The 20,139-nt window shown below is 57.5% G+C and carries 18 protein-coding genes; 8 read left to right on the forward strand and 10 right to left on the reverse strand.

The features are described 5' to 3' along the window. The first annotated feature begins 91 nt into the window (after positions 1 to 91). The 4 genes from AC0J4F_RS16070 (at position 92) to AC0J4F_RS16085 (ending at position 3,523) form a co-directional block, all read left to right on the forward strand. Entirely contained in the window at positions 92 to 283 is a 192-nt protein-coding gene (locus AC0J4F_RS16070) for a hypothetical protein (protein WP_055670110.1), read from the forward strand. A gap of 83 nt (positions 284 to 366) precedes the next feature. Beyond that, positions 367 to 1,257, forward strand: a complete 891-nt coding sequence (locus AC0J4F_RS16075) for a nitrilase-related carbon-nitrogen hydrolase (protein WP_473024020.1) — start codon at positions 367 to 369, stop codon at positions 1,255 to 1,257. A gap of 113 nt (positions 1,258 to 1,370) precedes the next feature. Further along, positions 1,371 to 1,856 carry an NUDIX hydrolase gene (locus AC0J4F_RS16080; protein WP_133947110.1) on the forward strand — a complete coding sequence of 162 codons (486 nt, stop codon included), beginning with the start codon at positions 1,371 to 1,373 and terminating at the stop codon, positions 1,854 to 1,856. A 158-nt stretch (positions 1,857 to 2,014) separates the two neighbouring features. Then, positions 2,015 to 3,523, forward strand: a complete 1,509-nt coding sequence (locus AC0J4F_RS16085) for an inorganic phosphate transporter (RefSeq protein WP_473024021.1) — start codon at positions 2,015 to 2,017, stop codon at positions 3,521 to 3,523. A gap of 25 nt (positions 3,524 to 3,548) precedes the next feature. Here AC0J4F_RS16085 and AC0J4F_RS16090 read toward each other — a convergent pair whose 3' ends face one another. The 6 genes from AC0J4F_RS16090 to AC0J4F_RS16115 all read right to left on the reverse strand — a co-directional run bounded on the left by AC0J4F_RS16090 (position 3,549) and on the right by AC0J4F_RS16115 (position 10,915). After that, complete coding sequence (locus tag AC0J4F_RS16090) at positions 3,549 to 4,262, reverse strand: endonuclease/exonuclease/phosphatase family protein (protein WP_133947112.1); 714 nt, start codon at positions 4,260 to 4,262, stop codon at positions 3,549 to 3,551. 68 nt (positions 4,263 to 4,330) lie between these two features. Continuing rightward, positions 4,331 to 5,692 (reverse strand): HD-GYP domain-containing protein, encoded by a 1,362-nt coding sequence (locus AC0J4F_RS16095; protein WP_473024022.1) that lies wholly within the window; start codon positions 5,690 to 5,692, stop codon positions 4,331 to 4,333. An 81-nt stretch (positions 5,693 to 5,773) separates the two neighbouring features. Continuing rightward, positions 5,774 to 6,349, reverse strand: coding sequence for a sarcosine oxidase subunit gamma (locus tag AC0J4F_RS16100; RefSeq protein ID WP_473024023.1), 576 nt, complete (start codon positions 6,347 to 6,349; stop codon positions 5,774 to 5,776). Further along, entirely contained in the window at positions 6,342 to 9,344 is a 3,003-nt protein-coding gene (locus tag AC0J4F_RS16105) for a sarcosine oxidase subunit alpha family protein (RefSeq protein WP_473024024.1), read from the reverse strand. The genes AC0J4F_RS16100 and AC0J4F_RS16105 overlap by 8 nt, the downstream gene beginning before the upstream one ends. Beyond that, the gene (locus AC0J4F_RS16110; protein WP_473024025.1) at positions 9,341 to 9,646 is read right to left on the reverse strand and encodes a sarcosine oxidase subunit delta; all 306 of its coding nucleotides are present in this window, start codon (positions 9,644 to 9,646) and stop codon (positions 9,341 to 9,343) included. Before AC0J4F_RS16110 ends, AC0J4F_RS16105 begins: the two co-directional genes overlap by 4 nt. Before the next feature lie 15 nt (positions 9,647 to 9,661). Then, positions 9,662 to 10,915 carry a sarcosine oxidase subunit beta family protein gene (locus AC0J4F_RS16115; protein WP_473024026.1) on the reverse strand — a complete coding sequence of 418 codons (1,254 nt, stop codon included), beginning with the start codon at positions 10,913 to 10,915 and terminating at the stop codon, positions 9,662 to 9,664. A gap of 399 nt (positions 10,916 to 11,314) precedes the next feature. On the opposite strand from AC0J4F_RS16115, the gene AC0J4F_RS16120 reads away from it, so the two are divergent. The 3 genes from AC0J4F_RS16120 (at position 11,315) to fghA (ending at position 13,778) form a co-directional block, all read left to right on the forward strand. Continuing rightward, positions 11,315 to 12,427, forward strand: a complete 1,113-nt coding sequence (locus tag AC0J4F_RS16120; protein ID WP_008194504.1) for an S-(hydroxymethyl)glutathione dehydrogenase/class III alcohol dehydrogenase — start codon at positions 11,315 to 11,317, stop codon at positions 12,425 to 12,427. 61 nt (positions 12,428 to 12,488) lie between these two features. Then, positions 12,489 to 12,920, forward strand: a complete 432-nt coding sequence (locus AC0J4F_RS16125; protein ID WP_473024027.1) for a GNAT family N-acetyltransferase — start codon at positions 12,489 to 12,491, stop codon at positions 12,918 to 12,920. A gap of 33 nt (positions 12,921 to 12,953) precedes the next feature. Continuing rightward, the gene (fghA, locus tag AC0J4F_RS16130; RefSeq protein WP_473024028.1) at positions 12,954 to 13,778 is read left to right on the forward strand and encodes an S-formylglutathione hydrolase; all 825 of its coding nucleotides are present in this window, start codon (positions 12,954 to 12,956) and stop codon (positions 13,776 to 13,778) included. 6 nt (positions 13,779 to 13,784) lie between these two features. On the opposite strand, the gene AC0J4F_RS16135 is transcribed toward fghA, so the two are convergent. The 4 genes from AC0J4F_RS16135 to AC0J4F_RS16150 all read right to left on the reverse strand — a co-directional run bounded on the left by AC0J4F_RS16135 (position 13,785) and on the right by AC0J4F_RS16150 (position 18,187). Next, complete coding sequence (locus AC0J4F_RS16135; RefSeq protein WP_473024029.1) at positions 13,785 to 14,162, reverse strand: DUF423 domain-containing protein; 378 nt, start codon at positions 14,160 to 14,162, stop codon at positions 13,785 to 13,787. Between the two features lie 146 nt (positions 14,163 to 14,308). Further along, a complete protein-coding gene (locus tag AC0J4F_RS16140; protein WP_473024030.1) occupies positions 14,309 to 16,354 on the reverse strand; it encodes a M3 family metallopeptidase in 2,046 nt (681 codons plus the stop codon). Positions 16,355 to 16,451: 97 nt separating this feature from the next. After that, complete coding sequence (locus AC0J4F_RS16145; protein WP_473024031.1) at positions 16,452 to 17,585, reverse strand: agmatine deiminase family protein; 1,134 nt, start codon at positions 17,583 to 17,585, stop codon at positions 16,452 to 16,454. Next, positions 17,579 to 18,187 carry a pyridoxamine 5'-phosphate oxidase family protein gene (locus AC0J4F_RS16150; RefSeq protein ID WP_133947122.1) on the reverse strand — a complete coding sequence of 203 codons (609 nt, stop codon included), beginning with the start codon at positions 18,185 to 18,187 and terminating at the stop codon, positions 17,579 to 17,581. Before AC0J4F_RS16150 ends, AC0J4F_RS16145 begins: the two co-directional genes overlap by 7 nt. Positions 18,188 to 18,674: 487 nt before the next feature. Here AC0J4F_RS16150 and AC0J4F_RS16155 point away from each other — a divergent pair, with 487 nt between their 5' ends. Further along, on the forward strand, positions 18,675 to 20,030 hold the full coding sequence (locus AC0J4F_RS16155; RefSeq protein ID WP_133947123.1) for a substrate-binding protein: 1,356 nt from the start codon (positions 18,675 to 18,677) through the stop codon (positions 20,028 to 20,030). The last annotated feature ends 109 nt before the right edge of the window (positions 20,031 to 20,139 follow it).

The raw sequence follows: 20,139 nt of genomic DNA on the forward strand, positions 1-20,139 counted from the left end.
TGTACAAGCAGTTTGTTATCCGCTGCAATTAACCTCCCTCTAACACCCTTGCCGTAGCGTTCATTCCACGAAGGAATCGTGAGGGTTGAGTATGCGTACTCAGAATGAGTTGGCACCGTATTTCCGCGAGATCGACCGGCGCACAGACCGGGCTCTTGAAGGTGTTCGGGAAGTTAGAAAATCCGCAAAGTTGCGGGCACTCCCGGCCGAACCCAAGCCGTGGTTCATAAATACCGGTTTTCTGGTTCTTTTGACGTTTTTTGTCGCCTTGTTTGCGAGCTGAACCAAACCGTCCATCAACGGCCTTGAACTGATACGCAAGGTCCAGCTATGTCGGCTGCTTGGTACTCAATTGGGGCGGGCAGCATGACCGAATATCCGATTTCACTTTGGTCCTTCAATCTTGGCAGAGCGCCCAAATCTGTGGCCGCGCTCGCTGACATGATTGCGGAGGGGCTCGAGAGGGCAGCGTCGGACGGCGCGAAGCTTCTCGTCCTGCCGGAATACCTCGCCGAGACATGCCTTGCCTTTAAACCGGAAGGTTTGTGGCCGGACCAGGAAATGGGCTTTCTGGCAGATGTTGGTGAAGACCTGTTTCCGCTGCTATCCGACTTGCCGCAAAAGACAGGCGTTTCATTGTTGGCCGGGACATGGCCGGTGAAAACACCCGGCGGGATCACAAATACAGCGGTTCTGCTGACCGCTGATGGCCGCGAAATCCGCCAAGATAAATTAAGCCTCACACCCTTTGAGCAGGAAGAAGACATCTGGCATCTGGTGCCTGGAACGGAGCTGAAGGTGTTTGAGCTGGATGGTCTGAAGATGGCCATCCTGATCTGCCTGGACATTGAAATGCCGGCGCTGAGCTGTCTTCTTGCCAAAGAAAAAGTCGACCTCATTCTCGTACCGTCGATGACGGAAAAACTCTCCGGCTATCACCGTGTGTTCGGTTGTGCAAAAGCGCGGGCGGTCGAATTGATGTGCGCCGTTGCAGCCTGCGGCGTTGTCGGACGAGCCGATGGCACAACGCAGAACGAGACCAATGTTTCGGGCGCAGCGCTCTATGTGCCGTGTGAAGAAGAGCTTGGATTCGAAGGTGTTGGCGCTGAACTGAAGCCGACAGGCAGCGTCGGCGGTGAAGAATTATTTCTAACCACGCCAGTTCCAGTCGGCGTGATTCGAGCCTTGCGCGACGGCGGTGCAGAGGTTTGGCCGGGCGCTTGGACGGCCGAAAACGTAACACTTTTAAAAATGTGACACTCATTGCGTAGTTTTAATGCGCATATGCGCACAATGTGCGTTTTTTGCTAGACGGCAAACAAACTGCGCTATATAAGCCAGCGTCTCAACTTCACCATTCTGGGATTTGTATGGCTTTTGCCCCGACGATATCGGCGTTCGACGCCTCGTGGCTGCGCGGTTTTGCTGGTTTGTTTGTCAAACCGGCCCGCCTGCAGATCGCGGCGTTGTGTTGCCGGAACGGCGAACAAGAGCCTGAGATCCTTCTCGTGTCGACACGGGACACCGGCCGGCTGATTTTGCCGAAGGGATGGCCCGAGGCGGACATGCCGGCCTTCGAGACGGCTCTGCTTGAAGCTTATGAAGAGGCGGGGGTGATCGGCAAGGCAGATCATCGGCCTCTGGGCAGTTTTCGGTCCTACAAGGGGCTCGCAAGTGGCTTGAAACTGCGCACCAAAGTGCTCGTGTTCAAGGTGGAATTTGAAAGCCAAGTCGATAATTTTCCTGAGCTGGGGCAACGTAAGCGGATTTGGATGCCTGTCTCTGAGGCCATCGAAAACGCTGATGAACCGGCCTTGCGGCGTTTCTTGAAGCGGCATCGCAACCAGCTTTTCTAATCGATCTGTCAGAACGTTTGAGCGGTCTGTGACACGTCTGCGTCGCAAGGCTGTTGCAAGGCTGCTGGCATATTCAGTTTACTCCGGCGCGGTGCGGACCTGAAGGTCTTCGTGCGACAGGCTGCCGGTGAGCGGATCTGAAAGACGGGTACTGTGCGTTGGGGGACAACCTGACACCAAAGGCACTCGATAAGGATCTCGACCGGGTCGGGTTTCTTGGCGATGCTGCAGAAGCAATGGGCCGGCGCCTGATAGCGCCCGGGCTTGCCATCTGCTTTTTGGCGGTCTGCGCAATCCTCGCGTCCCTGCAATTTGCAGCGTCGGATGTATCCAATGTTCTGATCCTGGTTACAGGTGCGACGGTCGGCGGCTATCTCGCCATCACCATCGGCGCCAACGATGTTGCCAACAATGTCGGGCCGGCAGTCGGCGCGCGGGTGGTCAGCATAACAACGGCGCTGATCATCGCTGCGATTTGCGAGAGCGCAGGAGCGTTGTTGGCCGGGGGTGACGTGGTGAACACAATTTCGACCGAGATCATCGCGCCAGATGACATCCCTGAAAACTTCCGCTTCATGAAAGCGATGCTGACCGCCATGGCAGCGGCGGCGATCTGGATCAACATTGCAACGCTTATTGGGGCGCCAGTCTCCACGACCCATACGATTATCGGTGGCGTGGTGGGGGCAGGCGTTGCAGCCAGCAGCATTGCTGCGATCAACTGGTCAACGCTTGGGGTCATAGCAGCCACCTGGGTCGCATCGCCTTTCTTGGGCGGACTTGTTGCAGCGCTGCTGCTTGCCTTCATCAATGCCAAGGTCATCTTTACAGATGACAAGCTTTCCGCAGCGCGCTTCTGGCTGCCGATCCTTTTGGGCGGGTTGGCCGCGACCTTCACCGCCTATATGACGCACAAAGGTCTTCATCGGCTGATCGTCTTGCCGTTTGTCCCGGCAACGCTGGCTCCAATTTTTGTGGGGGCCATCGTCTGGGCCATCTACCGGCGGGTTGTCGCAAGCCAAGCTTTGTTCCTCGACAATCGAACACAGTCTTTGCGCTCTCTTTTTGCGATCCCATTGATTTGTTCAGCAGCGCTGCTGTCGTTTGCGCATGGCGCGAACGACGTTGCGAACGCGATCGGTCCGCTGGCGGCGATCGTCAACAGCCAGTCCGATGAAATCAATGACTTGCACTATTGGATTCTCGGCCAGCTCAACCCGGTTGCACCGCTTTGGGTGAGCGCTGTCGGAGCCTTCGGCATTTCGGCCGGCCTTTTACTGTTTGGCCGCCGTCTTGTAACAGTTGTCGGCAAACGGATCACCAAGCTGAACCCGATCCGGGCGTTCTGCGTCACGCTGGCAACGTCTGGAACGGTGCTAACAGCATCCGGGCTTGGGTTGCCGGTCTCGTCCACCCATATCGCTGTGGGCGCCATTTTCGGCGTTGGTCTGTTTCGCGAGTGGTACAGAAACCGGTTCGTCCCGCAGAAGGTGAATGGCAAGCGCCATCAGCCTATCCGCAACCGGGAGGAGCGTCGCCGCAGGCTTTTGGTACGCCGGACTAACCTGGTCACAATCATTGGTGCCTGGATTGTCACGGTCCCTGCGTGTGCGCTCCTATCGGCGGGGCTCTTTCATGTGTTCGATTACCTGTTGGTCACACAATAGCCCGCAGTCGTCCCACATGTGAGAGTCAGGCGAGGTGACCTGTTGGCTCAAGGGCGAGCTCTGCCCAAACGGGAAGATGATCTGACGCGATCCGCGCTGTCTTTGATTTGTGAACCCCAGCCTTTTGAACGGTGAATTCCGGACTGGTGATGATCCGGTCCAGACTGCCGACGGGCAGGGGACTTGGAAAGCTCCGGCCGGGCGTAGTGACTTCGTAGCGTTTTTCCAGGAGACGGATGCTTTTCGCATCATCGCGCCATTCGTTCAGATCGCCAATCAAAATGGTCGGCAGGTAATCCAGGTCTTCGTGAAGCTGGTGCATGAGCGAGGAAATCTGTTTCTTGCGGAAATGACCAATCAGGCTGAGGTGCATGGCGGCGACCCGGATCTTCTGATCCTCCACTGCCAAATCCACGGCCACGGCGCCCCGCGGTTCCAAGGTTGGCAATTCAATCCGCCGGTGATCCAGAATCTCAATGCCTTGCCGAACCAAAATAGCATTCCCATGCCAGCCGAGGCTGTGTTCGCCAACCGCAAAGGGCACCGGGCGGAAGTTGGTCTGCGCAAGAATATGATCGCGGTCGAGAGTGCTTTCACGAGGTCCGAAGCGTTTGTCGGCTTCCTGTAGGGCGATCACATCGCATTGCAGCTCACCAATGACTTTTAAGGTCCGGTCTGGCCGCCGCCGCGCATCGACACCAATCGATTTTTGTATGTTGTAGGAGCCGATCTTCAGCATTGGGCGGAGTTTGGTGACCCTTGCAATTTCGTTATATCTGAGGACATCAAGCGCCCCTTGTAGCGGAATTATGCAGCCTTGTATCCATCCATGCGCAGTGTGGCGCGTTTCAGAGCTTCAAAACATGTTGAGTCCAACGCAGATCCGACATCGCTTTCCAAAATACCGAGGGCTTTTGCGAGCGGCATGGCAGCGCGGTAAGGCCGCTCTGCCGTCAGGGCATCGAAGATATCTGCCATCGTGACAATCCGTGTCTCCATGGAAATCCGACCTGAGGTCAACCCGTCAGGATATCCACGGCCATCGAGTTTTTCATGGTGGCCGCGCCCAATTGGCGCAAGGTCCCTGAATGCGTCCATGCGCAGGAGAATTTCGTCGGTAAAGACGGGATGAAGGCGGATCGCTTCCCATTCCAGATCATCAAGTCTGCCGGGCTTGTCGAGAATGGAGTTGCTGACACCGAGCTTGCCGATATCGTGCAGCAATGCCGCACGTCTCAAGAGTTGCCGGTCCCGGGCGCTGTACCCCAGTTCTTCCGCAATCATGTCTGTGTAAAGTGTGACCCGCTCGCTGTGGCCCGCCGTGTAAGGGCTCTTTGAGTCAATTACCTGCGCGAACCCGAGGGCAATGTCGTCCAGCTGATCATCATCGGTGAAGCGGACGTTCTGGGCCGGTTCCAGTCCGTACACCGTCGCCTCCAGATCGTCCGATTGGAGCGTGTCCCAAAATCCTGTCTCTGAAGCGGCTGTTTCAGCGGCTGCGACCAAGGCCGGATCAAACCAGGATCCGCTGCGCTCTTTTATTTCTGTAAGCGCGCTGTCTTTACCCGCGTTGATCTGGAACACGTCGATGACCTGCGCCAACAACGCGATCTGTGAGAACAGCGGTATGTCAGCCTGTTTAAGCCCATGCGGACGCCCCTGACCGTTCCAGTGCTCATCGAGGCTGTAAATCCCGTCTACGACCGGCTGTGAAAAATGCATCTGGCGGGCAATGTCCGCGCCGCGCTGGCAACGGGTCTCGATCATCTCCGTCGCAATATCGCCGCCGTTCTGCAAAATGTTGACGATCGCACGGACCCGTTCGGCAAAGCCGTGTTTCAAACCGGTATGAGACAGCACAAACCGAAGTGCAGCAGGTAGGCTGGTCCCAATGGTCTTGAAATCGTGCTTGAAGGTCAGGTCATCTGTCAAATAGAGCTCGCAAATGCGTGCCGCATTGCTGGAACACCCGAGATCTTTCAAGAGCAGCGTATAATAAAGGTCGCTGAGTTCTGCTTCCGGCAGACCGATTTGTCGCCCGATGTGGATGCCGATCCAGCAGCAGCGGACACAATGCCCACGTGGTTGGCCCTCTGTGATGTCGAGGGCGTGACTGAGCGCTCCGAAGAGCTCGGCTAGACGGATCTTACTGGTGTTTTCAGATGACAAAAGAAACGACCCTTACGCTCGAGTTCGCGCAAGGGTCGCCGAAGAACCTTAAGATGCGGTTGTTGTACGCGCAGGCTGTTGTCAGGCCGCGGCCAACTCCTGGGCGCTTTCGACAAGGATGCCGACAACATAGTCCATGAAAGAGACCCATGCCTCGACCACGAATGTGTCTTCACCCGTGCGCCAGATCATGACTGGAGACTTGTGGAAGATCGTCCGTGTCACCGTGCCAACCGGGAACTTTTCCAGCGAGAAATCGATGAATATCCCGGTGTTTAGCAACCAGCTGGCCTTTGGACCTGACACGATCAAAGCTTCTGATCGGTGCGAAATGTCGGTGAGGGAGTGCGGCTGACCATCGAGCTTGGACTCAATCCCGTCAAACACCGCCTGAAGCTCATCTTCAGGCGCCAACAGCGTCCATTCGTCCGGCCCCATCCAGAGCGCTGCCCGTTTTGCCGAGGTTTCCGCACCGAGCGGGGTCACCGGCAATTTCCCGCCGAAAGCTTCACCCGCCGCCGGGATGGCAGCTTCGCGCAACCGGAGCGACAGCCGTGTCATCGGCGCGGCTTTCAGAATTGAGACATCCGGAAGGCTGAGGAGCGGGGTTTCGCCAGCATCTGGCGTGATGACGTCACTAGCAAGAAGATCAGACATTGAGCCGCGCTCCTTCCTTGTCAAAGAATATTGGGCTGGTCACTTCCACCTCGATGCCGCCATCCGGCATGGGCACATAAAGCGACTTGCCATGAAGGGCATGGCCGTTTTTCACAATCGCCAAAGCGATCGTCCGGCCCATGGCGGGACTGTAGTAAGAAGAAGTCACATGACCTTCCGCAGGCGTTCCGGTAGCCGGGTTTTGCGCAACAGTGATTTGTGCGCCTTCTTCCAGTTTCACTTTCGGATCCTTGGTCAGAAGACCGACGAATTGCTTGCGGTTTTCGGCAACAAGATCCGGCCTTTCCAGACCGCGTTTGCCGACGAAGTCGTGCTTTTTCTTGCCGATGGCCCAGCTCATGCCGGCGTCTTGCGGGGTGACAGTCCCGTCGGTGTCCTGACCGACGATGATGTACCCCTTTTCAGCGCGCAAGACGTGCATTGTCTCCGTGCCATAGGCGGTGCCGTTGTGCTTTTCGATTTCACCGGCCAGCGTTTCCCACATCATCTTTCCATGGCGGCGCGGGACATTGATCTCGAACCCGAGTTCGCCGGTGAAGGAAATGCGGAACAGGCGGCAAGGAACACCGCAGAAGGTGCCTTCCTTGACGCTCATGTGCGGGAAAGCCTCTGCGGACAGGTCAATGCCTTCGATGAACGGGGCGATCACGTCCCGTGCCTTAGGTCCCTGAACGGCTGCCACGGCATATTGCTCAGTGGTGGAGGTGATCCAGACATCGAGATCCGGCCATTCGGTCTGCAAATAATCTTCCATCGTGGCAAAGACGCTCGGCGCACCGCCAGTGGTCGTGGTCACGTGGAAGCGGTCGTCTGCCAGACGGCCGATGACGCCATCGTCGACGATGAAGCCGGCATCGTTCAGCAAGAGGCCGTAGCGGCAGCGGCCTGGCGCCAGCTTCTTCCAAGGGTTGGTATACATCCGCTCCAGGAATTCGGCCGCATCCGGCCCGACCACTTCGATCTTGCCGAGGGTTGAGGCGTCGAACAGGCCGACACTCTCGCGGACTGTGGCACATTCGCGGCCGACCGCTGCGTGCATGTCTTCACCGGATTTCGGGAAGTACCAGGTCCGTTTCCATTGACCGACGTCTTCATAAACGCCGCCATTGGCGATAACCCAGTCGTGGGACGGGGTCTTGCGGACCGGATCAAAATGATCGCCGCGGGCAACACCTGCAAACAGACCAAAGGTTGTTGGCGTATAGGGCAGGCGGAAGGTCGTGAGACCGACATCCACGATCGGCTTTTCCAGAGCGCCAGAGGCGATGGACAGCGCATTCATGTTGGACAGACGCCCCTGGTCGGTCGCCATACCGGTCGTCGTGTAGCGTTTGATATGCTCAATCGACTGCATGCCTTCGCGCGCGGCGAGTTTGATGTCCTTGGCGGTCACGTCGTTCTGGTAGTCGACAAACGCTTTCACGCGCGAGGCATTGCGGTCATGTGGCAGGGCACCGAGAACAGCGCCTTGGCCGGCTTCCCCGCCGGAGGCCGCCGCATAAGTGACTTTGGCTTCCTTGCCGATCGCAGCTTTTGCCGCTGCTTCACCAGCAGCATAGCCGTCCTCAAGCGTTGCCTGAAGGCCGTAGAGACCTTTAGCGGCTCCAGCCGAGCGCTCGTTTTGAACGGATTTTCCAGGTATGTAAGCGCCAACGGTTTCGTCCCAGACAACTTTGCCGCGGGACTGTGAGTAGAGGCTCACGGTTGGTGTCCAGCCGCCCGACATCAGGATTGCATCGCACGCGACCTGGCCGGCAGATGCGACCTGGCCGGAGGTCATCAAGCGGCCGAGCAGGGCGGCCTTGACCCGTTTGCGTCCGAGCGTTCCGGTGACGACGCAACCAGCTTCAACCCGAATGCCGCGGGCCTGTGCAATGGCCACAAGGTTTTCTGGCGGGGTTTCACGCAGATCCGCAATCGCCACGACGTCCACGCCGTGATCGGCGAGATCGAAAGCCGCCTGCCAGGCAGTGTCACAAGCGGTTGCGACAAGCACCTTGTTGCCGACCTTGACACCATAGCGGTTGAGATATGTCCGGCCCGCATCGGCGAGCAAGATGCCGGGGCGGTCGTTTTCCGGGAAGACCAGCGGGCGTTCGATGGCGCCGGAGGCGATCACCACCTCCTTGGCGCGAACCTGCCAGAGGCGTTCGCGCGGCAGCTTCGGATCCGGGTCGCTGAGGTGCTCGGTTACACGCTCGGCAAGAGCCATGTAGTTGTGCGCGAAGTAGCCGAATGCCGTCGTCCGTGACAAAAGTGTGACGTTGTCCATAGAGGCCAACTTGGCAACAGTTTCCTGCACCCACTCGATCGGAGTTTTGCCGTCGATGGTTGCGTTTTCGTCCGACAGAAGCGAACCGCCGAATTCGGCTTGTTCGTCGCAGAGGATGACCTTGGCGCCGGTTTCAGCTGCGGCAACGGCGGCAGCAAGCCCGGCTGGTCCAGACCCAGCCACCAGAACATCGCAGTGCGCGTAGATATTGCCGTAGGTGTCGTGATCCGGGTTTTTTGGCGGTTTGCCAAGACCGGCCGCAGCACGGATGACCGGTTCATAGACGCGGTCCCAGAACGCTTTCGGCCACATGAAAGTCTTGTAGTAGAAGCCTGCCGGGAACAATGGTGACAGCAGATCGTTGACCGCGCCGACATCAAAGCCGAGCGACGGGAAACGGTTCTGTGAGATCGCCTCAAGGCCTTGATAGACTTCAACCTGGGTTGCCCGCAGATTCGGTGTTTGGTCGCCCTTGCGATAGACGCCGACCAGTGCGTTCGGCTCTTCGGAGCCTGCTGTCACGATGCCGCGCGGACGGTGGTACTTGAAGGACCGCCCGACCAGGTGAACACCGTTTGCCAGCAGTGCCGAGGCAAGGGTATCGCCCTTGTGGCCCTGCATCTCTTCCCCGTCGAAGGTGAAGGTCAGCTGTTCGCCGCGGTCGATCCGGCCGCCTTTTTCAGTACGGAATGGCTGGCTCATTTGCCGGCCTCCTTAGCCAACTCGTCAAGATCCGGCATCGGTTCGCCAGCCTTGTAAGACTTTAGGAAGTCGTCGCTCACGGTGTGACGGACGGCGTTGAAGAATCGGCCACAACCATGGATGTGGCGCCAGCGTTCCGCGTAAACACCCTTGGTGTTGTCGCGCATGTAGAGATACTCAACCCAACCTTCGTCGGTGACTTCTGCAGGGTCGGACGGGCGGGCGATGTGCGCCTGGCCGCGGCAGGAAAACTCGGTTTCCGGACGCTCGACCTGGCAGTAAGGGCAGTAAACCAACAACATGTCTGTATTCTCCCCTTAGTGTGCCACGGCGGCAGCGGCCGCTTCGTCGATCAGACGGCCGGTCTTGAACCGGTCGATGGTGAAAGGTGCATTGATCGGGTGCGGTTCGTCCTTGGCAATCGTATGCGCAAAGACGTGTCCAGAGCCCGGTGTTGCCTTGAAACCACCTGTGCCCCAGCCGCAGTTTACATAAAGACCCTGAACCGGCGTTTTGGACAGGATTGGTGAGCGATCCGGGGTTACGTCAACGATGCCACCCCAGTTGCGCAACATGCGCATGCGCCGGAAGTGCGGGAACAGTTCGCAGATCGCGTCAATGGTATGGTTGGAAATGTGGATGCCGCCTGTCTGGCTGTAGGAGATGAACTGATCCGTTCCTGCACCAATCACCAGCTCGCCCTTGTCGGACTGGGAGATGTAGGCATGGATCGTGTTCGACATCACCACACATGGGAAGGCGGGCTTGACTGGTTCGGAGACGAGTGCCTGTAGCGGGAAGGACTCCAGCGGCATCCGGACACCGGCCATATCCATGACGGTTGTGGTGTTGCCGGCAGCCACAACGGCGACCTTCTTGGCCTTGATGAAACCCTTGGCGGTTTCAACACCTTCAACAGCGCCATCGACGCCGCGCTTGATGCCGGTGACGAGGCAATTCTGGATGATGTCGACGCCCATGTCGTCTGCGCCGCGCGCATAGCCCCAGGCCACCGCATCGTGACGGGCAGTGCCGCCGACGCGCTGAAGGGCAGCGCCCATCACCGGATAACGGATGTTCTTGGAGATGTTGAGCGGTGGGCAGTACTCTTTGGCTTGTTCCGGCGTCAGCCATTCGTTTTGGACGCCCGCCAACCGGTTGGCGTGGATGTGGCGCTGTGCGACCTGAACGTCGTGGACTGTGTGGGCCAGCATCATGACGCCGCGCGCGGAGTACATGACGTTGTAGTTCAGCTCTTGCGACAGGCCGTCCCATAAATCAATGGCGTGATTGTAAAGCGCCGCGCTTTCTTCCCAGAGATAGTTGGAACGCACGATGGTGGTGTTCCGGCCGGTGTTGCCGCCGCCAAGCCAACCTTTTTCAAGGACCGCGACGTTGCGTACGCCGTGTTCCTTGGCAAGGTAATAGGCGGTAGCAAGACCATGGCCACCGGCGCCGATGATGACCACGTCATATTCGGCCTTCGGCTCCGGCGCACGCCATTGGCGGCCCCAGTTCTGGTGCGCGGAAAAGGCATTTTTTGCCAGTTCCAGGAAGGAATAACGCTTCATAAAGAGCGGCTCCGCACGTTTTGGACCATCACAGCCTTTCAAGTCGGAAAGACGGTCGCGGTCCGGTCCTTGTGTTCATGTCTTATGGGCACCGGCGATTGCCAATCGGCAAGCTGTGTCCGTTGGTGCGCATATTCGCGATTGCATGCCCATCTGCATATCAGGTTTCGGTCGCTTGTTGGTCTGAAAGCGACATATTCACCGGCACAGGTTTTCCGCAGGATTAGACAGGCTGAAAACACGCGAAAAATGCGAGGCCTTGGGCTGTTTTTGGATGCAGCAAGGAACAAACCGGCGCTCTTGAATGCGTAAATCCGACATTGGATGTCGTCCCGGTTCTTGCAAATGATCTCGCTCGGAGTAACTGTGCGGGTCAATAGCATTTAGGGAGATCGTCAAATGCAAGTTCGTGCAGCCGTGGCAGTGGGCGCCGGCAAGCCCCTCGAAGTAACCACAGTCAACCTGGAAGGCCCGCGGGCTTTTGAGGTTCTGGTGGAAGTCAAGGCAACTGGCATTTGCCATACGGATGAGTTCACCTTGTCCGGCGCGGATCCGGAAGGTCTCTTTCCGGCGATTCTCGGCCACGAAGGCGCAGGCGTTGTTGTTGAAGTCGGGAAGGGCGTCACGACCCTGAAGCCGGGCGATCATGTGATCCCGCTCTACACGCCGGAATGCCGGACCTGCGAATACTGTCTCAACCCGAAAACCAACCTTTGCCAGGCGATCCGGTCCACACAAGGCCAGGGCCTTATGCCGGACGGGTCTTCCCGGTTCTCCACGCTCGATGGCGACCCGATCCTGCACTACATGGGCACATCCACCTTCGCGAACTACACGGTCGTTCCGGAGATCGCGCTGGCAAAGATCAACCCGGACGCCCCGTTCGACAAGGTTTGTTACATCGGCTGTGGCGTCACGACTGGCATCGGCGCCGTGATCAACACGGCCAAGGTCGAGATTGGATCGCGCGCGATTGTTTTTGGCCTCGGCGGCATTGGTCTGAACGTCATTCAGGGCCTGCGGCTTGCTGGTGCGGACCAGATCGTCGGTGTTGACCTGAACCCGGCCAAGAAGGAAATGGCCGAGCGCTTCGGCATGACCGACTTCGTTAATCCGTCCGAGGTGGAAGAAGACCTGGTTCCGTATCTGGTGAACCTCACAAAGGGCGGTGCGGACTACACCTTCGATGCGACCGGAAACGTCAATGTCATGCGGACCGCACTGGAATCAGCGCACAAGGGCTGGGGCGAGTCGATCATCATTGGTGTGGCGCCGGCCGGTGCTGAGATTGCCACGCGTCCGTTCCAGCTGGTTACCGGACGCGTCTGGAAGGGCACGGCCTTCGGCGGCGCACGCGGGCGGACCGATGTCCCGCAGATCGTTGACTGGTACATGGACGGCAAGATCGAAATCGATCCGATGATCACGCACACCATGCCGCTCGAGGACATCAACAAGGGCTTCGATCTAATGCACAAAGGTGAGTCGATCCGCTCAGTGGTGCTCTACTAAGCCGGTGACGGATCTCATTGTCAGATCCGCCCGCGCGGACGATGGGGATGGCATATGGGATATGCTGAACCCCGTCTTCGTAGCCGGTGAAACCTACACGGTCGATCCCGATATCGACCGTGTAGGTGCGCTTGCCTATTGGACGGGCGGCAAAAAAGTCTTTGTGGTTGAAAGGGGTGGCCAACTTCTGGGCACCTACTACATCGTTCGAAACCAGAAGGGCGGTGGCTCTCATGTTTGCAATTGCGGGTTCGTCACCGCTGCTGCCGCGCAAGGCTTAGGCGTTGCCAGACTGATGCTGGAACATTCGCTCGACACGGCGAAGGCGGACGGGTTTCGGGCGATGCAGTTCAACTTTGTCGTGTCGACAAACACGCGTGCGGTGGAGATATGGCAGCGATATGGATTTGATGTCGTCGGTCGGTTGCCAGAGGCATTTCATCATCCGCGCGACGGGTATGTCGATGCGCTTGTCATGCACCGGAAGATTTGACGGTGCGGACGCTAAAGTCTTAATGGAGTTTCCATGAAAACCCTTTCTGAAAACAAGTGTTTTGGCGGCGTTCAGGGCGTCTACAGCCACGAAAGCGCTGTGATCGGTCTGGAAATGACCTTCGCGGTGTATATCCCGCCGCAGGCCAAAGACGGTCCAGTGCCGTGCCTGTGGTATTTGTCCGGGCTGACCTGCACCCACGAAAACGCGATGACCAAGGCAGGTCTTCAGGCGCATGCCGCGGAGTTTGGGCTCGCGGTCGTCTTTCCTGACACCAGCCCGCGCGGTGAGGGTGTTGCCAACGACGAGGCCTATGATCTTGGCCAGGGCGCCGGCTTCTATGTCAACGCAACCCAAGATCCTTGGGAACCGCATTTCCAGATGGAAACATACATCGCAACTGAACTGCGCGACCTTGTGCAGGCACAGTTCCCGGTGTCGATCCACCATGGGATCACAGGGCACTCTATGGGAGGGCACGGTGCGCTGACACTGGCGATGAAATACCCGAGCCAGTACCGCTCCTTGTCGGCCTTCTCACCGATCGCAATCCCAAGCCAATCCGACTGGGGACGCAAGCAACTCGGTGCGTATCTAGGTAGCGATGAGACCCTGTGGACGGCGCATGACGCTGTGTGTCTCTTGAAGGAAAAGGGCTGGGTTGAGGACATCCTCATTGACCAGGGCGCAGATGACCAGTTTTACGACCTGCTCAAGCCCGAGGCGCTGGCCGCGGCACTTGCTGAGACAAAGACAGCCCACAGCTTCCGTCTGCAACCGGGCTACGATCATTCCTACTATTTCGTATCGACCTTTGCCCGCGACCATGTCGCCTGGCATGCCGCGCGTTTGAAATAGGTCCAGTCATCTCGGGTGTATCCGGACCGCACTGAGAGCCAGTGCGATCCAGCTTGCGATTGTCAGCATCCCGCCAGTCGGGGCCGCCATCGGAAAAAGACGGTTGCCGATTGTAGCGCGCGCGATTAAGTCGCCGCTGAACAGTGCGATGCCAACGACCATAAGCGCAAAGGCAACCGGCAAAAACGGAACACGCCGGATCTGCGCGACTAGTCCCATCCCTAGAAAGACGGGTGCGTGGAAGAGCAGCATGTGTGCTGCGGTCTTCATGAGACCGGTCGTATCCGCATGCGCCGAGAGAGCCAAAAGCGCGACGCCCGAAGCCCCGCTCAAACCGCCAATGACCAAACCGAGACGGAGAAGTTTAAAGGTGGCGTCGGACATAGTGGGCGAGGTCTGCATAATCAGAAACTCGTTGGTTGGACAATCGATTGCATGAGGTCGAAAGGTCTTGCTTGCCGTCCCGGCCTTGCGCCAGGATCTAAAAACAATGGTCCCGGCTCGGGGGCCGGGACTGCATCTCAATCAAGTCAGGCTGCGGCGAGGCCGCGGCCTTCCAGAAGGGCGTCGATTTTCGGGGCGCGGCCACGGAACGCGACATAAGCGTCCTCCGGATCTGGGCGTCCGCCAGCGGAATAGATGTTGGTCAGGAGCTTGTCCGCTGTGTCCTTGTCGAAGATGTCACCGGCTTCCTTGAAAGCTCCAAAGGCATCTGCGTCCATCACCTCTGACCACATATAGCTGTAATATCCGGATGAATAGCCGTCGCCGGAGAAGACATGCTGAAAGTGCGGGATGCGGTGGCGCATGGTGATTGCTTTGGGCATGCCGATCTTATCAAGTTCGGCCTTTTCGAACGCGACCGGATCAAAGCTTGACGGATCGTCCAGCAAATGGAGTTCCAGATCGAGAAGGGCGCAGGCGGTATACTCCACGGTCGCGAAGCCTTGATTGAAGTTCGCGGCTGCAAGCAATTTGTCGAGCAACGCCTTTGGCATCGGTTCGCCGGTTTTGTAGTGAATGGCAAACCTGGAAAGAACTTCAGGTTCGGACAGCCAGTGTTCGTAGAGCTGGGACGGAAGCTCTACAAAATCGCGTGCGACAGATGTTCCGGAGATCATCGGGTAAGTGACATCCGACAGAAGCCCGTGCAGCCCGTGCCCGAACTCATGGAAGAGGGTGCGCGCATCATCAAAGGTCAGAAGCGTGGCTTCACCCGATGCGCCCTTGGAGAAGTTCATGACATTGACGATGATCGGTGTTTCACCGCCGTTCAGCTTGTGCTGAGAGCGGAACGCACTCATCCACGCACCGGAGCGTTTGGAAGGACGGGCAAAATAGTCTCCGAGGAACAAGCCTTTATGACTCCCGTCAGGATTCAAGACCTCAAAGGCCCGAACATCCGGATGGTAGACAGGCATGTCCTTGAGTTCCCGGAACGTGACACCGAAGAGGCGAGTTGCCGTGTCAAATGCCGCCTCGATTGTCTTGTCGAGCTGCAGATAGGGCTTCAGCTCGGCTTCATCTAGATCGTGCTCCGCCTTGCGGACCTTCTCTGAATAGAACCGCCAGTCCCATGCTTCGATCTCATGGTTTTCGCCCAGGCTCTGAGCCATCTCGCTGAGTTTTTCTGCTTCCTCGTTCGCGCGGGCAACAGCCGGCGTCCAGACCTTGGTCAAGAGATCGCGGACGTTTTCCGGTGTCTTGGCCATCGTGTCGTCCAGCTTGAAGGCGGCGAAGCTGTCAAAACCCAAAAGCCTGGCTCTTTCAGCGCGCAGCTCCAGGGTATCCTTAATGATTGCGCGGTTGTCCGTGTCGCCCCCGTTCTCACCGCGGGCAGACCACGCCTTGAAGGCTTCTTCGCGCAGCCGACGGTTGGTGGAGAACTGCAGGAACGGTTCTATCGAAGAACGGGAGAGGGTGATGACATGCTTGCCGTCCAGGCCCCGGTCCTTGGCCGCTTCTGCAGCGGCTGCAATCAGGAAGTCTGGCAGTCCGGCGCGGTCTTCCTCGGTTTCAAGAACCAGCTGGTACTCGGACTCGTCTTTCAGAACGTTTTGCGAAAAGGAGGTGCCAAGAGTTGCAAGCTTCTGCGAAAGTCCTGCCATACGGGCCTTGTCGTCTGCTTCCAGCCCGGCTCCTGCGCGCTGGAACATCTTGTAGTAACGTTCCAGAACCTTGGCATCTTCCGGGTTCAGCCCAAGGGAGTCTTTTTCGTCCCAAAGACTGGCAATCCGGTTGTAGAGCTTTGCGTTAAGCAGCGTGTCTGAACTGTGCTTGGCAAGTTTTGGAGCAAGATCGCGTTCGATCTTCTGGAGGGCTTCGTTGGTGTGGGCGCCGCTCAAATTGAAAAAGGTTCGTGCAACTTTGGACAACGCCTTTCCCGATGTTTCAAGCGCAACAACCGTGTTCTCGAAGGTTGCCGGTGCTGCCTGATCCGCGATTGCATCGATCTCGGCGCGGGCCTCTGCCATGGAAACTTCGAAAGCCTCTTCGAAGTGGCCCGGCTCGATCTCAGAGAAAGGTGGGAGCTCGAAAGGCGTGGTCCAGTTGGTTAGCAACGGATTGGCGGTCATGAAAATCCTCAAAAGGGTTCGAAATCGGCTGCACTCAGATATGGCGCAAGCTGATCGTCCTTTAAAGAGGTGCTTCCGTTATTCCACTATGTCGAGGTTAAACCCTTGGCTGCTGTTGCGTCGCACAGTGGATGCCGCCGCCGGTCTCGCCGAGCGCGTCGACATTGAGGGCGACAACTTCCCGGTCCGGATAAAGCCGCTGCAAAGTCCTCTGCATTTCGCCATCGGTGTCCTTATCGCCAAATTCGGAACATACAACGGCGCCATTCAGAACGTAATAGTTGGCGTAGGACGCAAGAAAATCATCAGACGTCACTCTGATGCGGTCGGGTGAGGGCACTTCGGTAATTTTCAGGTGACGTCCTTCCGCATCCGTCGCCGATTTCAGGATAGCGAGCGTCTTTCTGGCAGAGACAGAAAAGATGTCATCGTCGTCCGGATACGGAACTTGAATGAGAACTTCGCCCGGGCGAACGAAGCGAGCGAGGGCGTCGATATGATCATCTGTGATGTCATGACCAGCAACACCCGGTGCCCAGATCATCTTGTCTGCGCCATAGGCCCTGAGCAATCGGTCTTCGATCTCGGCGCGTGAGAGAGTATTGCGGTTTGGATTGACCCAGCAGCTTTCATGGGCCAGCAGGGTACCGTGGCCGTCCCACTCCACGCCGCCCGGTTCACCGGTCAAGCCGCTCGGATAAACAGTCAGGCCCATACGCTCTGCAACACGCGAGACAATTTGACCGTCGTATTCATGGACCTGTTTCCCGCCCCAACCGTTGAATTTCATTCCCGAGACAACAAGGCCGCCCTGATCGTTGATTGCAAACAGTGGTCCTGCATCCCGGCACCAGAGATCGTCGGTCGGGATATCCCATAGCTCGACAGACTGCGAGAGAAGCTTGCGAGCGTTTGCATGATAATCAGCACCGGCCAGCATGACCACAGGTTCAAACTCGGCAATGGTGTTTGCAATCTCAGCGATGGTTTGCTGCAGGTCTTGAAGAAACCAGCGGTCTGGATGAACGCTGCGGTGCACCGGCCATTGCATGAACGTGCGCTCGTGCGGGTCGTCTTCTGCTGGGACGAAGTAGCCGTCGGGCAAGCCGGTCGTTGATGCTTGCGCTGACATCATGAAACTTGCTCCAGAGCTACTTGCCGCCAACACTGCTGTCGCCGCAGAGGCACCTTTCAGAAAACGTCTCCGAGATCGGCCTGTTCTTGTCACCACATGGACCCTCTTGCCCGTTGCAACCAGTCCGCATCATAGGTCGATCCGTCGAAACTGTCCTTTATTTCCTGCATGATTTGTCCGGGGGTTGGGATGTCGCCTTTGGCGATATAGCTCTCCGGGTTCCAGAGGTCTGCGCGCATGATGGCGCGGGCGCACTGGAAGTAAGCTTCCTCGATCGTGATCTCGATGACGGACCGGGGCTCTTTGCCCTCCATGACAAAAGACGCGAGCTGAGCCGGATCAACTGAGATCACCGCATGTCCATTGATGCGCAAAACATTGTTCCAGCCCGGGATCATGAACATCAGCGAGACGCGCGGATCACGAATGATATTACGCAGAGAATCAATGCGGTTGTTTCCGCGCCGATCCGGCATGAGCAAAGTGCGAGGGTCCTTGATTCGAACGACTGGGCCCGCGTCACCGCGCGGGGAACAATCAAGACCTTCTGGTCCCACCGTTGAGAGCGTGCAAAAACAGGATTTCTCGACGATTTGACGGTAGGCGCTGGTCAGGTGATCAGTCACTTTTATGAGCGATGCTTCGCCGACTGGCCCGTAGTGTTTTTCAAGCTCATCGATGGTTTTGAGAACGGTCATAAAAAATCTCTCGTCGTTGGTTTCATGAGAAAAATTTCGGCAGGTGCATTGTTTATGTGCAGGTTTTGGCTTGGCCCAACATGTACGGGCCTGTGCGGGCGGGCCGACCATATATGACTTTTGTCTAATGATCTGGATGGATAGGTGTTTTGCCGCATTACGTATAGGTCATTTTGCGGCGCAGCAAGAAAAATTTGGGAATGGCGATGATCCGGAGCGTGTCGTTTGTTTGCGCTGCGACATGAGTGAGGTGTCATGAGAAGTATTTAGCCAGCGTTACTTCAAAAGTATTAGGCGCCAGAAAGTAGGGCGCGCCATTAGTCGTATTGCTGACTGAAGCGCATCGTTTCTAAAGTCTTGCCAGCTTGCAGTTTTGACGTGGTGGAGCCGGGCAACCGGACGGGGAACAGGTCTGAGCTGCTTGCCGCTGTACAGCTACTGCAGGCGCGCTCAAGGTGAGCCCGCCATGCCTTTCTGGGAGGAAAGAATGAGCTTAATTCGCAAACCCCTTAATCGCCGTTCGATTCTGCGCGCCGGCGCGCTCGGCGGTACGGCTCTCGCCATGCCGACGGTGTTCACCAGCCGTGCGTGGTCGCAGGGCTACTTGAATGAGCCGACCGGCTCGACAGTTACCCTCGGCTTCAACGTCCCGCAGACCGGACCTTATGCCGAAGAGGGGGCTGACGAACTCCGCGCTTACGAACTTGCTGTTGAACACCTGAACGGTGAAGGCGACGGCGGAATGATGGGCACCTTCTCGTCGAAGGCGCTGAAGGGCAACGGTATTCTCGGCAAGAAGGTCGAGTACGTAACCGGTGACACCCAGACCAAGTCTGATGCGGCCCGTGCATCTGCAAAGTCGATGATCGAAAAAGACGGTGCAATCATGATCACCGGCGGTTCGTCCTCCGGCGTGGCCGTGGCTGTGCAGGCGCTCTGCCAGGAAGCTGGCGTTATCTTCATGGCGGGTCTGACCCACTCCAACGACACCACCGGTAAGGACAAGCGCGCCAACGGCTTCCGTCACTTCTTCAACTCCTACATGTCGGGTGCAGCTCTTGCTCCGGTGTTGAAGAATGCATACGGCGCTGATCGTAAAGCCTACCACCTGACCGCGGACTACAACTGGGGTTACACCACAGAGCAGGCTGTCAAAGAGTCCACCGAGGCTTTGGGTTGGGAAACCGTTGAGACTGTCAAGACCCCGCTCGCCGCGACGGACTTCTCGGCTTACATCACACCGGTTCTGCAGTCCGATGCTGACGTTCTCGTTCTGAACCACTACGGCGGCAACATGGTGAACTCACTCACCAACGCCGTTCAGTTCGGCCTGCGCGACAAAGTCGTGAACGGCAAGAACTTCGAGATCATCGTTCCGCTCTACTCCCGCCTGATGGCGAAGGGTGCTGGTGCGAACGTTAAAGGCATCTTCGGCTCCACCAACTGGCACTGGTCGCTGCAGGACGAAGGCTCCAAGGCTTTCGTGAAGTCCTTCGGTCAGAAATACGGCTTCCCGCCAAGCCAGGCTGCGCACACCTGCTACGTCCAGGCTCTGCTTTATGCGGATGCTTGTGAGCGTGCCGGCACGTTCAACCCATGCGGTGTTGTTGAAGCCCTCGAAGGCTTCGAGTTCGATGGTCTCGGCAACGGCAAGACCTTGTACCGCGCTGAAGATCACCAGTGCTTCAAGGACGTTCTGGTCGTGAAGGGTAAAGAAAACCCGACATCCGACTTCGACCTTCTGGAAATCGTCGAAGTGACACCTGTGGAGCAGGTGACCTATGCACCGGACCACCCGCAGTTTGCCGGTGGTGCACTGGGTACCTGTAACTCAGGCGCTTAATCCTATCTCAAAAAAAATCCGACAGGGCGGGTCTCTGCCCTGTCGGTGTTTTCCTTGTAATCTAGCGCGGTTGGGGGCTACCGCCACGCGCTGTTGATCCGAGCTGAGA

It is taken from the genome of Roseibium sp. R5 (assembly GCF_055755305.1).

Excerpts from the sequence above, each read along its gene's own strand:
- AC0J4F_RS16070 (WP_055670110.1), top strand. The coding sequence starts at position 92 with ATGCGTACTCAGAATGAGTTGGCACCGTATTTCCGCGAGATCGACCGG.
- fghA (WP_473024028.1), top strand. The coding sequence starts at position 12,954 with ATGAAAACCCTTTCTGAAAACAAGTGTTTTGGCGGCGTTCAGGGCGTC.
- AC0J4F_RS16075 (WP_473024020.1), top strand. The coding sequence starts at position 367 with ATGACCGAATATCCGATTTCACTTTGGTCCTTCAATCTTGGCAGAGCG.
- AC0J4F_RS16100 (WP_473024023.1), bottom strand. The coding sequence starts at position 6,349 with ATGTCTGATCTTCTTGCTAGTGACGTCATCACGCCAGATGCTGGCGAA.
- AC0J4F_RS16090 (WP_133947112.1), bottom strand. The coding sequence starts at position 4,262 with ATGCTGAAGATCGGCTCCTACAACATACAAAAATCGATTGGTGTCGAT.
- AC0J4F_RS16150 (WP_133947122.1), bottom strand. The coding sequence starts at position 18,187 with ATGACCGTTCTCAAAACCATCGATGAGCTTGAAAAACACTACGGGCCA.
- AC0J4F_RS16140 (WP_473024030.1), bottom strand. The coding sequence starts at position 16,354 with ATGACCGCCAATCCGTTGCTAACCAACTGGACCACGCCTTTCGAGCTC.
- AC0J4F_RS16135 (WP_473024029.1), bottom strand. The coding sequence starts at position 14,162 with ATGTCCGACGCCACCTTTAAACTTCTCCGTCTCGGTTTGGTCATTGGC.
- AC0J4F_RS16120 (WP_008194504.1), top strand. The coding sequence starts at position 11,315 with ATGCAAGTTCGTGCAGCCGTGGCAGTGGGCGCCGGCAAGCCCCTCGAA.
- AC0J4F_RS16125 (WP_473024027.1), top strand. The coding sequence starts at position 12,489 with ATGCTGAACCCCGTCTTCGTAGCCGGTGAAACCTACACGGTCGATCCC.
- AC0J4F_RS16155 (WP_133947123.1), top strand. The coding sequence starts at position 18,675 with ATGAGCTTAATTCGCAAACCCCTTAATCGCCGTTCGATTCTGCGCGCC.
- AC0J4F_RS16105 (WP_473024024.1), bottom strand. The coding sequence starts at position 9,344 with ATGAGCCAGCCATTCCGTACTGAAAAAGGCGGCCGGATCGACCGCGGC.
- AC0J4F_RS16115 (WP_473024026.1), bottom strand. The coding sequence starts at position 10,915 with ATGAAGCGTTATTCCTTCCTGGAACTGGCAAAAAATGCCTTTTCCGCG.
- AC0J4F_RS16080 (WP_133947110.1), top strand. The coding sequence starts at position 1,371 with ATGGCTTTTGCCCCGACGATATCGGCGTTCGACGCCTCGTGGCTGCGC.
- AC0J4F_RS16110 (WP_473024025.1), bottom strand. The coding sequence starts at position 9,646 with ATGTTGTTGGTTTACTGCCCTTACTGCCAGGTCGAGCGTCCGGAAACC.